Consider the following 13530-nt stretch of genomic DNA (forward strand, 5'->3'; position numbering starts at 1 on the left):
GGAGCAGTAGTGAAAATCCGGGTCGGGTTAGCCGCGCTTTTATCTGGCGGCGATTCGTTAGCCCGTCTTCCCGGCGGGCCAGAGAGCCGTCCCTGCCGCCGCCGGCAGGGCGCCCGATCGATAGACCCACGTCGTCGTCGCACGCCGATTTGGCCGATGCGTCTCATCAGAAATTCTCCTTCAGCCAGCGGCCGAAGCGCCGGAACTGCCCACTGGACGACCCCATTTCGGAATCATCATCGGCACCCACGGCGTCGAGCGGCGAGATCTGCGAATAGGTGAGGAGCCCGGCGCAAGTCGAGAAGGCCGGCCCACCTGTCGCATCGGCAAGGCCGGTCAGCCGGATCGGCTGGCCGACCCGGACCTGCTTGTCGAGCATCCGTGTGGCGAGTTCGCGCGCGCCGTTGAGCTGGCTCGCGCCGCCGGTCAGCACCACGCGTCGCCCTGCCAGCCGTCCGTAACCGCTCGCATCCATCCGGTCCCGCACCATCTCGAAAGTCTCCTCCAGGCGGGGCTGGATAATGCCGGTCAGCATCGAACGCGGAATGTGATTCGCCGCGTCTGCATCGGTTTCGCCAACTTGCGGCACATCAATCATTTCTCTCTCATCCGACGGGCTGGCCAGTGCGCTCCCGTAAAGCGTCTTCATTCGTTCCGCATGGGAGAGCGGCGTCGAAAGCCCTCGCGCAATGTCATTGGTAATATGATTCCCGCCAATCGACACGGAATCGCAGTAAACCATCGCACCTTCGAAGAAGATGCCGAGCGATGTCGTGCCCCCGCCCATGTCGACAACGGCAACGCCGAGGTCCATTTCGTCCTCGACGAGACAGGCCAACCCGCTCGCATAGGGGCTGACAGCAATGCCGGCGACCGAGAGATGGCAACGTTCGATGCAGAGTTCGAGGTTGCGCAGGGGTCCACGCAACGCGCTGACCATGTGAACTTCAACACCAAGCCTCTCGCCGAACATGCCGCGCGGATCGCGCACGCCGCGACTGTCGTCGACGCTGTAGTTGGTCGGAATGGCATGCAATACGTCACGCCCGTCGGGTTGGAAATTGCTCTGGGCATGGCCGATCAGGCGGCCGAGATCGTTATCGCCAATCTCGTTGGCCGCGACCGACGCCTTGACGCCAACCGTCTGGCTCTTCGGTTCGCCGCCGGACACGCCGACGATCACGTCCCGAATCGTCACCCCGGCCATCCGCTCGGCCGCATCGACCGCAACGCGAATCGCTTCCTCGGCGGCATCCATGTCGACAACGGTGCCGGCGCGGATGCCGCGCGACACCTGATGTCCGATGCCGATGACGCGCACGGGCGCATGGCCGTTGGCCACCCGCCCCGCTTCAATCCGCGCGATAAAGCAGGAGATCTTGCTCGATCCCACATCGAGCGCCGCGATCGTGCCCGAGCGGCCCACCGCGATGGGACGGCCCTGAAAACTCCGCGAGCCGAGACTGACCATATTCATGTTTCGCCCCCAATACCGGCCTCGGCGGGCCGGACAACGCCGTTCTTGTTCTTGATGCCGGCCGCGATGCCCTGCGTCGAACCGGCGCCTGGTGCCAGTTCGACCGACACGCGGTCGGGAAGCCTCAGATCGACCGCCACGATGTCGCGCGACAGAATACGGTGGCGCGCGTCATGCGCGACGAGGTCTGCCAGCGCCTTCTCGACGCCGCTTTCCGGCAGCTTGACGTCGACGCCGTTTTCGAGCCGCAAATTCCAGCGTCGCCCGCTGACACGCACGAAAGCCCGTACGCGCTGCAAGAGCTGCGGCTGTTCGGCTTGCATGAGCTTCAGCAACGCCGGTGCCTCGCGCGGCGCGCCGAAACCGACGATGAAAGGCAGATGCGCGAATTCCTGTATGCCCTCGTCGGTGATCGGCCGTCCTTCGGCATCAATGACCGACAGCATGCCGCCACGCTGCCAGAGCGCGAAAGGCGCTCGTTCTGTCACTTCAATACGAATGGTGTCCGGAAGCAGTCGCGTCACGGTCGCCGATTCGACCCATCCCAGCCGCTCCACACGTTGCCGCGCCGCCTCGGTGTCAAAACCGAAAATCGGATCGCCGCGTTTGATGCCGCCGGCATCAAACAGCGCCTGCTTGTCGGTCCGCACACGTCCGATGACGGTCACGTCCTGGATGCTGAAGCCCGACAACGCCAGAAGCCGGTTGGTCCGCTCGGCAATCCCGTTGGCGCCCTCGCTCACATGTCCGCCGACAAACAGCCCATAGAGAACGACACCGGCAAACAACGCCACTGCACCGGCTGTAAATGGCCGCATCGGAAACTCGCCGGCGCCGATCTCGGCCAGCCAGCGCCCGACAGGTCCCGGCGGCCGCTGCGCGCGGCGCCCGAAAATCCGCGTCGACGGCGTGTTGTGGCGCTTGCCGGGCGTAACCTTGCTCTTGGCTCCCCGGCGTGGTGCGGCACGGATGCCGGTGCGCGATGCTTTTTTCACCGGTCGCATGTGGCGTCCTCCACCATCCAGCTCACCAGTTCGGCGTAGGAATAGCCGGCGAGATTGGCAAGCTCCGGCACCAGCGATGTCGGCGTCATGCCGGGCTGCGTGTTGACCTCGAGCAGAATGAGTTCGCCCTTGCCGGGGCGCGTATCGTCGAAACGGAAATCGGCGCGGCTGACGCCACGGCATCCCAACGCCTTGTGCGCGGCCAGCGTCACCCGTTGCACCTCGGCATAGACGTCCGGCTCGATCGGTGCCGGAATGACGTGACGCGAACCACCGGCCGCATATTTGGCCTCGTAGTCGTAAAAGGTCGTGTTGGCGATGATCTCGGTCACGCCAAATATCTCTTCGCCCATCACGGCGCAGGTGAGTTCGCGGCCAGCGATGTAGCGTTCCGCCATCACCTCGTCGCCGAGGTTCCAGTCGGGCGAGGTCAGCTCCGCCGGCGGCCGGTTGTCGCCCGCCCGGATGATGAACACACCGACCGACGAACCCTCGCTCACCGGTTTGATGACATAAGGCGGGTCCATCACATGGCCGAGCGCAGCCTGCGCACGCGGCACGACTACGCTCTCGGCCACCGGCAGCCCCGCCGCGCGGAACACGGCCTTGCCGCGCTCCTTGTGCATGGCGAGCGCCGAGGCCAGCACACCCGAATGCGTGTAGGGCACGCGCAGGATTTCGAGCAGCCCCTGCACGCAGCCATCCTCGCCCCAGCGGCCATGCAGCGCATTGAACGCGACATCGGGTTTTGCCTTGAGAATCTGGTCGGCCAGATCGCGTCCGGCATCGATCTCGGTCACGTGATAACCGTGGCTCCGCAGCGCCTCGGCGCAACCCTTGCCGGTGACGAGACTGACTTCGCGCTCGGCGCTCCAGCCGCCCTTCAGGACGGCGACATGCTTGGTCGCGCTCATGCCCCGCCTCCATCGTTGCGCGTGCCGATGCGCCGGATTTCCCATTCAAGCATAACGCCGCTCTGCGCCTTGACGCGCGCGCGCACCTCTTCACCGAGATCCTCGAGGTCGGCGGCGCTGGCCGCACCTGTGTTGAGGAGAAAATTGCAATGCAGCTCCGACACCTGCGCCCCGCCGCGCTTCAGCCCGCGGCAGCCGGCCGCGTCGATCAGCTGCCACGATTTGTGCCCATCGGGGTTCTTGAAGGTCGAACCGCCGGTGCGCGTGCGGATCGGCTGCGTCGCCTCGCGCGACGCCGTGATCTCGTCCATGCGCTTTGCGATCTCGGCCTTGTCGCCGGGCGCGCCCTGAAAGACTGCTTCGACGAAAATCAGATCGTCCGCCGCGCCGCAATGGCGGTAGCTGTATTCCATCTCGGCGTTCGACAGCACATGGCGCTTGCCCGCGCGGTCGATGGCAACCGCCTCTACCAGAACGTCTTTCGTCTCGCGCCCATAGGCGCCGCCATTCATGCGCAAGGCACCGCCGATCGAACCCGGAATGCCGCGATAGAACTCAAGTCCGGCAATGCCCGCCTCCTGGGCGGCTCGCGCCACGGCCACATCGAGCGCCGCCGTGCCCGCGCGCAGGCGCTGGCCCGGCAACGTCTCGATCTGCGCAAAGCCCTTGCCGAGACGGATGACGACGCCCGGCACGCCGCCGTCCCGCACCAGCAGGTTGGAACCGACACCGATCACCGTCACCGTCACATCGGCCGGACAGCCGGCAAGGAACGATGCCAGGTCGTCGGCATCCGCCGGACGGAACATGACCTCCGCCGGTCCGCCGACGCGGAACCAGGTCAGCGGCGCGAGCGGCGCATCGGCGACCAGTGCGCCGCGCACCGGCGGCAGCCGGTCGAGCAGATGGGGAAGCGAGGCGCGGGCCGCCATCATTTCTTCCTCCCGTCTCTGGCATCCGCCTTGTCGAACGCCGCCAGCTGTTCGGGCAGCGCATTGGCCCAATAGGTGATGCTGCCCGCGCCGAGGCAGACGACGAGGTCGCCGGGCTTCGCCGTATCGGCGATCAGCGCCGGCAGGGCCTCCGGCCCCTCCAGCGCCGTCACATTGCGGTGCCCGCGCGCGCGCAAGCCCTCCACCAGTGCGTCGCGATTGGCGCCCGCGATGGGTGTCTCGCCGGCTTCGTAGACATCGGCGACGATCACGGCGTCGGCATCGTTGAAACAGGCGCAGAACTCGTCGAAGAGATTGTGCAGCCGCGTATAGCGATGCGGTTGCACCACCGCGATGACGCGCCCTTGCGTCGCCGAGCGCGCCGCCTGCAGCACAGCCGCGATCTCGACCGGGTGATGGCCGTAATCGTCATAGATGCTGATGCCGTTCCAGTTGCCGACATAGGTGAAGCGCCGCTTGACGCCGCCAAAGCCTTCCAGCGCCGCGCGGATGCGTTCGTCGGCAATTCCCATTTGCAGCGCGACGCCGATGGCCGCAAGGCTGTTCAGCATATTGTGCGTGCCATGCATCGCCAGATGCACGCCGCCGATCTCGCGCGTCTTGCCGGTCTTGCGATCCGTGATTGTGACGTCGAAGGTGTTGAAGCCGTTTTCGACGCGCTGGTTGGTGGCGCGAATATCGGCCTGCGGATTGGTCCCGTAGGTGACAATGCGACGGTCGCGCACCCGGCCGATCAGCGCCTGCACTTCCGGATGGTCGACGCACATGACGGCGCAGCCATAGAACGGCACGTTTTCGACAAAGGCGAGGAAGGCGTCCTTGGCGGCCTCGAACGAACCGTAATAATCGAGATGTTCGGGATCGATATTGGTGACGATCGCAATCGTCGAAGGCAGCTTGACGAAAGTGCCGTCGGATTCATCCGCCTCCACCACCATCCACTCGCCGTCGCCGAGCCGCGCATTGGTGCCATAGGCATTGATGATGCCGCCATTGATGACGGTCGGATCGAAGCCCGCGCCATCGAGGATCGCCGCCACCAGCGACGTCGTCGTCGTCTTGCCATGGGTGCCGCCGATGGCAACACAGGAGCGCAACCGCATCAGTTCGGCCAGCATTTCGGCGCGCCTTACCACCGGCAGGAAGCGCGCCCGCGCCTCCATCAGTTCCGCATTGTCGGGTCTGATCGCCGACGAAACGACGACGACCTGCGCCTCGGCGAGGTTCTCGGCCTTCTGGCCGATGAACACCTTGATGCCGAGCCCGGCGAGCCGCTTGACATTGGCGCTCTCGCTGAGATCGCTGCCCTGCACCGTGTAGCCGAGATTGTGCATGACTTCGGCAATGCCGCTCATGCCGATGCCGCCGATGCCGACGAAATGAATCTTGCCGATGTCGAGAGGCGCGGGACGCATCATGCACCTCCGGTCGCGAATTTGAGGAGGCCGGATCCGCCGGCCGTGTCGGTGGCACGGGCCGGCGCGCCAAGAGCCTGGAATTCGCCGCGGCCGATCCGCTCAACGAGATCGGCGAGATCACGCACGGCATTGGGTTGCCCTTGCGCCTTGGCCGCGCGCGCCGCGGCCGCCAGCTGCGCCGGATCGGCAAGCAGCGAGGTCAACATCGTCGCCAGCGCCGCCGCGGTAAAATTCTTCTGCTCGATGGCCCAGGCAGCGCCCGTGCGGGCCAGCTTTTCGGCATTGGCCTTCTGGTCGTTGTCGAGCGAATGCGGCAGCGGCACCAGGATCGAGGGCCGGCCGACAATGGCCAGCTCGCTGATGGTCGATGCGCCCGACCGGCCGATCACCAGATGCGCACCCGCAAGGCGCTCCGGCATGTCGTCAAAGAAGGGGCTCAGTTCGGCGTCGACGCCGGCGGCCTCGTAAATCGCGGCGGCCCGTTCCATATCCTCGGCACGCGCCTGCTGCACCACCGACAGGCGGCGGCGCAAGGCTTCCGGAAGCTGCGCCAGCGCGTCCGGCACAACATCGCTCATCACGCGCGCGCCCTGGCTGCCGCCAAAAACCAGCAGATGGATCGTCTCTTGCCCGGCAGGCGCCGCATAGCTCCGTCCGGCGACCGCAATCACCGCGTCGCGCACCGGATTGCCGGTCAGCACCAGCTTGCCGGCATCTTTCGGCCTCAGGAATTTCGGCGCATCGAAAGTCGAGGCGATGGCGCTGACATAAGGCGCAACAAGACGGTTGACGCGGCCGAGAACCGCGTTCTGTTCATGCACACACACCGGAACGCCGCGCAGGATCGCGGCGGCAACCGGTGGCAGCGTCGGATAACCGCCAAAGCCGATCAACGCCGCCGGCCGGATCCGGCCGAGAATGCCGAAGGAACGAGCGACGCCCGCAAGAATGGCGGGCGCCGCCCTCACAAGACCGACCGCACCTTTGCCTGAAGGTGTTGCGGCCGGAACGGGATAAATGTCGGCATCGGGAAAAAGCCGGTCGAACCGCTGCACACGCTCATCGGTGATCAGCACGATACGGCGGCCGCGGCGGCGCAGTTCCTGCGCCAGCGCCTGGCCAGGAAACAAATGTCCCCCTGTGCCGCCGGCGGCAATCACGATCGGACCTTGCGGATTGCGCTTCATGCCTGCGCCCTCCGCTCGCCGGGCGGCGCCACATTGCTGCCGGCACGGCGCCGTGTCAGTGCCAGCAGCATGCCCATCGCAAGCGCAAGCGCCAGCAGCGACGAACCGCCATAGGAAATGAACGGCAGCGTCATGCCTTTGGCCGGTACGAGGTTGAGATTGACCGCCATATTGATGAGTGCCTGCACGCCGAACATCGCAACCAGCCCGCATGTTGCGAACTGCACGAAGAGATCGCGCTCCTCGGCGGCCCGCCTCATGGGCCGCACCACGATGAAGGCAAAAAGCCCGATGATCATCAATCCGACAACGACGCCGAACTCTTCGGCCGCGACCGCAAAGATAAAATCGGTATGAGCGTCCGGAAGAATACGCTTCACCTCGCCCTCGCCCGGTCCGCGGCCGAAAAAGCCGGCGGCATGAAAGGCATCGAGTGCGCGGTCGATCTGGTAGGTGTCGCCCGACTCCGGATTGAGAAAGCGATCCACGCGGCTGGCGACATGCGGCATCAACGTATAGGCGCAGATGACGCCGGCCAGCGCCACCGCGGCGAGAGAACCGATCCAGCTCCATGAAAGCCCGGCCATGAAGAACATCGCGCCGAAGACCATCGTCACCAGCATCAGCTGCCCGAAATCGGGTTGCAGCGCCAGCACACCTACAACGGTCGCATAGAGCACCAGCGCGAGAGCGGTGCCGGGAATGCCGGGGTTGCGCTGTGCTTCTGCAAAGAGCCAGGCGACGAGCACGACGAAGGCCGGCTTGACGAATTCCGATGGTTGAATGGCGAAAGGTCCGATCTGCAGCCAGCGATGCGCACCTTTCACTTCCGGTCCGATGAAAAGCGTCAGCACCATCAGCACCAGCGCGCCGACAAAAACCAGCGCCGCCAGGCGTCGCACCTGCCGCACATTGAGCAGCGACACGCCGATCATCACCGCAAGCGCCGGCAGGAAAAACAGCATCTGCCGATAAACAAAATGGAATGGCGGCAGGTTGATGCGCATGGCGACCGCGGGGCTCGCCGCCAGCGCCAGAACGCCGCCCAGAACCATCAGGCACACAAGGCAGAGCAACGTCCATTTGTCGACGGTCCACCACCATTCGGCGATCAGGCTGCGGTTGGTGCGCGCAAGACGGATCATGCGGCGGCTCCTCCCGTTTCGGCGAGCACACGCTGCACTTCGCGGCGAAACAGATCGCCGCGCTCTTCGAAATTCCGGAACTGGTCGAACGAGGCGCAGGCCGGCGAGAGCATCACGACGCGCATCTCGGCCTCGTTCGCCATCGCGTCCCGCGTCGCCGCTTCGATGGCGCGCGGCAGCGTTCCGCATTGCAGATAGTCGACCTTGCCATCAAGCGTCCGGGCGAAATTCGCCGCGGCATCGCCGATCAGATAGGCGCGGACAACATGCGGGAAGAGGCGTTCGAGGCTTTCGATGCCGCCTTCCTTGGCCTTGCCCCCGGCGATCCAGAAAATCGTCCGGTAGGCGCCAAGCGCTTTCGAAGCGGCATCGGCATTGGTCGCCTTGCTGTCATTGACGAAGCGGACGCCGTCGCGCTCCGCGACGATTTCCATGCGATGTGCGAGACCGGGAAAACTCTCGAAAGCGGCGAAAATCTTCTCGCGTGTGTAGCCAAGCGCCCGGCCTGCCGCATAGGCCGCCGCGGCGTTCTGCCAGTTATGCGCACCAGCCAGTGTGCGCATCTCTTTCAGGTCGCCGGCCTTGACCGCCTGTGTGCCGGCATTGTCGTAGAGCGTGCCGTCGATCGCATAGACGCCGCGTCCCACCGTCTTGCCGACCGAAATCGGCACCACCTTCGCCAGACGCCGCGCGCCGACCCGGGTGCAGATGTCCTGCGACAGCGCGTCGTCGACGCTGATAATCGCCGTGTCGCCTTCTGTTTGATTTTCGAAGAGCCGCGCCTTGACGGCCGCGTAATGTTCGAGCGTCCCGTGCCGGTCGATGTGATCGGGCGTGATATTGAGCAACACGGCAACTTGCGGCGCAAGGCTCGGCGCAAGGTCGATCTGGTAGGACGACACCTCGATCACATAGACGGTTGCCGGAGTCGGCGCTTCGAGTTCGAGTACCGCCTTGCCGATATTGCCGCCGACCTGTGCCTCGCCGCCGCAACGCCGGATCATGTGACCGATCAGCGCCGTCGTCGTCGATTTGCCATTGGTGCCGGTGATCGCAACGATCTTGGCCCCCGTGCCGCTCGCTGTCACGGCGCGCTGGAAAAGCTCGATATCGCCGATGATCTTGACGCCGGCCGTTTGCGCCGCCAGTGCGGCCGGATGCGGCTCGGGATGGGTCAGCGGCACGCCGGGGCTGAGCGCCAGCGCGGCGATTTCCGCCCAGGGCCAGTCTCTCATGTCGACGACGTTGAAGCCTGCAACCGCTGCTTCGGCACGTTTCGCGTCGGCATCGTCCCAGGCCAGCACCGTCGCCCCGCCGGCTTCGAGCGCGCGCACGGTCGCAAGGCCCGACGTACCGAGCCCGAACACCGCCACCTTGCGCTTTGCGAAACCGGTCGCTGCGATCATCCCCTCACCTCAACTTCAAGGTTGCGAGGCCGGCCATGGCAAGCACGACCGAGATGATCCAGAAGCGGACGACGATGGTCGGTTCCGCCCAGCCCTTCTGTTCGAAATGATGATGCAGCGGCGCCATGCGGAAAACGCGCTTGCCGGTCAGCTTGAACGAGACGACCTGGACGATGACCGACACCGCTTCGAGGACGAAAAGCCCGCCGATGATGGCCAGCACCAGCTCATGCTTGGCCGCCACTGCGATTACGCCGAGCGCCGCGCCGAGCGCCAGCGAGCCCGTGTCGCCCATGAACACCATGGCCGGCGGCGCGTTGTACCAGAGGAAGCCGAGCCCGGCCCCGATAAGCGCCCCGCAAACGATCGCAAGCTCGCCCGTGCCCGGAACGAAATGCACTTGCAGATAGTCGGCGAAAACGGCATTGCCGACCAGATAGACGATGAGGCCGAACGCCGCCGCCGCGATCATCACCGGCACGATGGCGAGCCCGTCGAGCCCGTCGGTCAGGTTGACCGCGTTTGACGAGCCCACGATCACGAGCGCTCCGAACACGAAGAAGAAGCCGCCGAGCTGCAGCAGCACGCCCTTGAAGAACGGAACCGTCAACGCCGTCTGCAATGGCTCGTTGGCAACCAGCACCAGTGCCCACATGGCCGCAATCGCGATAATGAATTCGAAGAACAGCTTCACCCGTCCCGGCACGCCTTTTGGCGAAATCTTCGACACCTTGAGATAGTCGTCGGCAAAGCCCACCGCGCCGAAGCCGAGCGTCACGAGAAGCACGATCCACACATATTTGTTGGAAAGGTCGGCCCACAGCAGCACCGCCGGCACCAGGCCGACGAGAATGAGAAACCCGCCCATGGTCGGCGTGCCCTGCTTCTGCACGATATGCGTCTGCGGTCCGTCCTCGCGGATCGGCTGACCGCGCCGCTGCCGCGACTTCAAGAGCGCGATGATGCGCGGTCCGAACAGGAAGCTGATCAGGAGTGCTGTCAGCGTTGCCCCGCCGGTGCGGAACGTGATGTAGCGAAACACGTTGAGCGCGGGATACTCACCGGCCATGCCTCCGAGAAGATCGTACAGCATCCTCTATGCCCCCCTGTTGCGCCGCAGGCTGGCGCCGTCATCGTCGCCCATCCCCAGCAGCATCTCGACCAGCGGCCCCATCCGCGAACCGAGAGAACCCTTGACCATTACGACATCGCCGGGACGGATCGCGTCGCGCAGCAGCGGCGCCAACACGTCGGACGTCTCGGCATAACCGCCCTGCACCGTTGTCGGCAGCGCCTTGAACAGCTCGCGCATATGCGGCCCGCAGGCGAAGACGAGGCCGATCCCCGCCGCAGCGATATCCCCGGCGAGCTCGCGATGCATGGCAATCGAGTCGTCGCCAAGTTCCAGCATGTCGCCCATGACCGCGATGCGCCGGCCGCTTCCCGCCGGACTGGACTGGCCGAGCGCCGCAAGCGCGGCGCGCATCGAAGCCGGATTGGCGTTGTAGCTTTCGTCGATCACCGTGAAGTCGCCCAGCGGCGCCGACACGACATGCCGTTCGCCCCGCCCCTTTGGCGCCTTGAGCTGCGCCATCGCGAGCGCCGCCAGCGCCAGATCGGCGTCGAGCGCCTGCACACAGGCCAGCACCGCGAGACTGTTCATCGCAATATGGCGCCCCGGCACGGCAAGCTTGTAGGTGACCTTCTGACCGCAGATCGTCGCCGACACGCAGGAACAGCTTTCGTTGAGCGCCACCTTGTCGAGACGCGCATCGGCATCCGCATGCGCGCCGAACGAAATGATCCGCGCCGCGCCGCGCGCTTCGGCGCGCGCCCGGAGCCGCGCATAATGCGGATTGTCGCGGTTGAGGATGGCGACCCCGCCTTCCTGCAGCCCGTCGAAAATCTCGGCCTTTGCATCTGCGATCTCCTCGACCGAATTGAAGAAGGCCAGATGCACAGCCTCAACCGTCGTGATCAGCGCGACAAAGGGTTCGACCAGCTTCGACAGCGGCGTGATTTCGCCGGGATGGTTCATCCCGACTTCAAAAATGCCGAAGCGCGTATCGGCGGGCATTCGCGCCAGCGACAGCGGCACGCCCCAGAGATTGTTATAGGACGCCGCCGAGGCATGGGTCGCACCCTGCTCGGACAGCACGAAGTGTAACGCTTCCTTGGTGCCGGTCTTGCCGACGCTCCCGGTCACGGCGACGATGCCGGCACGCGCCCGCCGCCGCGCCGCGCGGCCAAGCGCATTCAGCGCGGCCAGCGTATCGGCAACGATGACGAGCGGCCCCGCCGCACGCATCTTGTCTGTCGGCTTCGACACGATGGCCGCCGCCGCGCCTTTGGCGAAGGCGCTTTCGACAAACACATGTCCATCCGAATTCTCGCCCGAAATGGCGACGAAGAGATCGCCCGGCTGCAGTGTCCGGCTGTCGATCGAAACGCCGCTGGCCGCCCAACGCGCACCCTCGGCCTTGCCGCCGGTTGCCGCGATTGTTTCCTCTTGCGTCCACAACGGTGTTGTCATGCGCCACCGCCGATCTTCCGTGCCGCCGCTGCAATGGCGTCGTGATCAGAGAACGGGATCGTCCGGTCACCGACGATCTGCCCCGTCTCATGTCCCTTGCCGGCCACGACCAGCACATCGCCTGCGCGGAGGGCCCGCATTGCCGTTTCGATCGCCTGGGCCCGGTCGCCGATTTCGGTGGCACCGGGGCAGCCCTTCATGATCGCTGCGCGAATGGCGCCGGCATCCTCGCTGCGCGGATTGTCGTCGGTGACATAAACCTGGTCGGCGAGACGCGCCGCGATCTCGCCCATCTGCGGACGCTTGCCGGCATCGCGATCGCCGCCGCAGCCGAAAACGACGGCCAGCCTGTCTTCAGCATGCGGCCGCATCGCGTCGAGCGCATTCTCAAGCGCATCCGGTGTATGTGCGTAATCTATATAGACGGCCGCACCCGACGGCAGATGGGCGGCTTCTTCCATGCGGCCGCGCGCGCCCTTGAGGTTCTCGAGTGCCTTGAAGACCTTGGCCGCGATGCCTCCGCAGCCGATGACAAGGCCGGCGGCGACCAGCGCATTTGACGCCTGGAAGGTCCCAACCAGCGGAAGCTGTACTTCATAGTTCGCGCCGCCATGCACCAGCTCCAGCGTCTGGCCCCGTGCCGTCGGCCGCGCTGCGACGAGGCAAATGCCGCGTCCCTTGCGTCCGACCGAGATGATCCGGTGCCCGCGCGCCCAGCACAGCGCCTCAAGTTCGGCGGCCTGCGCACCGTCGGCATTGATGACGGCGACGCCGCCCGGCCCCATCACCTCGCCGAACAGGCGCATCTTCGCATAGAGGTAATCGTCGAAGCTGGTGTGATAGTCCATATGATCGCGCGTGATATTGGTAAACCCGGCCGCGGCCAGCCGCACCCCATCGAGGCGGTACTGCGCAAGCCCATGGCTCGACGCCTCCATCGCAAGATGCGTCACACCTTCATCTGCCAGTGCCGCAAGCTCAGCCTGCAGGGCGACCGGATCGGGCGTCGTAAAGCCCAGCGGCCGCTCGCCCTTCGGGCTTTCGACACCCAGCGTCCCGAGACTGGCTGCCGGCTCGCCGAGTGCCGCCCAGATCTGCCGCACGAAAGTCGCGACCGATGTTTTGCCGTTGGTCCCCGTTACCGCCGCGACGATCTCCGGCTGCTTGCCGAAAAACCGCGCCGCCATCAACGCAAGACGTCGGCGCGGATTACGGTCGGCGATCACCGGCACACGCGCCTTGATCCCGGCTCCTTGCGGCACGAGCAACGCCACTGCCCCTTGTTCCAGCGCCTGCGGAATGAAGCGCGTACCGTCGAGCTTGGTGCCGGGAAGGGCCGCGAACAGAAATCCGGGTCTGACCGCGCGGCTGTCCGCGGTCAGGCCAAGGATCTCCGTGGCACCCCCTTCCGGGAGCGCCGGGAGGTCCGACCCCATTAACGCCGCAAGCTGCATATCTCCCAACATTCTCGTTCGCCGTAAACTCACACGCCC

11 protein-coding genes are annotated in these 13530 nt (G+C 65.4%); all 11 read right to left on the reverse strand.

Features of this window, described 5'->3' with window-relative positions:
* Positions 1-166: 166 nt before the first annotated feature.
* From ftsA to Q7V31_RS13135, 11 genes are read right to left on the reverse strand one after another with little or no spacing between them, the layout of a single operon-like run.
* The gene (ftsA, locus tag Q7V31_RS13085; RefSeq protein WP_304734954.1) at positions 167-1477 is read right to left on the reverse strand and encodes a cell division protein FtsA; all 1311 of its coding nucleotides are present in this window, start codon (positions 1475-1477) and stop codon (positions 167-169) included.
* Complete coding sequence (locus Q7V31_RS13090; protein WP_304734955.1) at positions 1474-2481, reverse strand: cell division protein FtsQ/DivIB; 1008 nt, start codon at positions 2479-2481, stop codon at positions 1474-1476. Before Q7V31_RS13090 ends, ftsA begins: the two co-directional genes overlap by 4 nt.
* A complete protein-coding gene (locus tag Q7V31_RS13095; protein WP_304734956.1) occupies positions 2469-3395 on the reverse strand; it encodes a D-alanine--D-alanine ligase in 927 nt (308 codons plus the stop codon). The genes Q7V31_RS13090 and Q7V31_RS13095 overlap by 13 nt, the downstream gene beginning before the upstream one ends.
* Positions 3392-4330: a UDP-N-acetylmuramate dehydrogenase gene (gene murB / locus Q7V31_RS13100; protein ID WP_304734957.1), complete on the reverse strand. Its 939-nt coding sequence runs from the start codon at positions 4328-4330 to the stop codon at positions 3392-3394. The genes Q7V31_RS13095 and murB overlap by 4 nt, the downstream gene beginning before the upstream one ends.
* Entirely contained in the window at positions 4327-5763 is a 1437-nt protein-coding gene (gene murC, locus Q7V31_RS13105) for a UDP-N-acetylmuramate--L-alanine ligase (protein WP_304734959.1), read from the reverse strand. The genes murB and murC overlap by 4 nt, the downstream gene beginning before the upstream one ends.
* On the reverse strand, positions 5763-6953 hold the full coding sequence (gene murG, locus Q7V31_RS13110; protein WP_304734960.1) for an undecaprenyldiphospho-muramoylpentapeptide beta-N-acetylglucosaminyltransferase: 1191 nt from the start codon (positions 6951-6953) through the stop codon (positions 5763-5765). Before murG ends, murC begins: the two co-directional genes overlap by 1 nt.
* Entirely contained in the window at positions 6950-8098 is a 1149-nt protein-coding gene (gene ftsW, locus Q7V31_RS13115) for a putative lipid II flippase FtsW (protein ID WP_304734961.1), read from the reverse strand. The genes murG and ftsW overlap by 4 nt, the downstream gene beginning before the upstream one ends.
* Positions 8095-9504 (reverse strand): UDP-N-acetylmuramoyl-L-alanine--D-glutamate ligase, encoded by a 1410-nt coding sequence (gene murD, locus Q7V31_RS13120; protein WP_304734962.1) that lies wholly within the window; start codon positions 9502-9504, stop codon positions 8095-8097. Before murD ends, ftsW begins: the two co-directional genes overlap by 4 nt.
* 4 nt (positions 9505-9508) lie before the next feature.
* Entirely contained in the window at positions 9509-10597 is a 1089-nt protein-coding gene (mraY, locus tag Q7V31_RS13125) for a phospho-N-acetylmuramoyl-pentapeptide-transferase (RefSeq protein ID WP_304734964.1), read from the reverse strand.
* A gap of 3 nt (positions 10598-10600) precedes the next feature.
* Entirely contained in the window at positions 10601-12037 is a 1437-nt protein-coding gene (locus Q7V31_RS13130; RefSeq protein WP_304734965.1) for a UDP-N-acetylmuramoylalanyl-D-glutamyl-2,6-diaminopimelate--D-alanyl-D-alanine ligase, read from the reverse strand.
* Positions 12034-13503 (reverse strand): UDP-N-acetylmuramoyl-L-alanyl-D-glutamate--2,6-diaminopimelate ligase, encoded by a 1470-nt coding sequence (locus tag Q7V31_RS13135; RefSeq protein WP_304734967.1) that lies wholly within the window; start codon positions 13501-13503, stop codon positions 12034-12036. Before Q7V31_RS13135 ends, Q7V31_RS13130 begins: the two co-directional genes overlap by 4 nt.
* Positions 13504-13530 lie beyond the last annotated feature (27 nt).

Source organism: Parvibaculum sp. (assembly GCF_030651915.1).
Lineage (GTDB): Bacteria > Pseudomonadota > Alphaproteobacteria > Parvibaculales > Parvibaculaceae > Parvibaculum.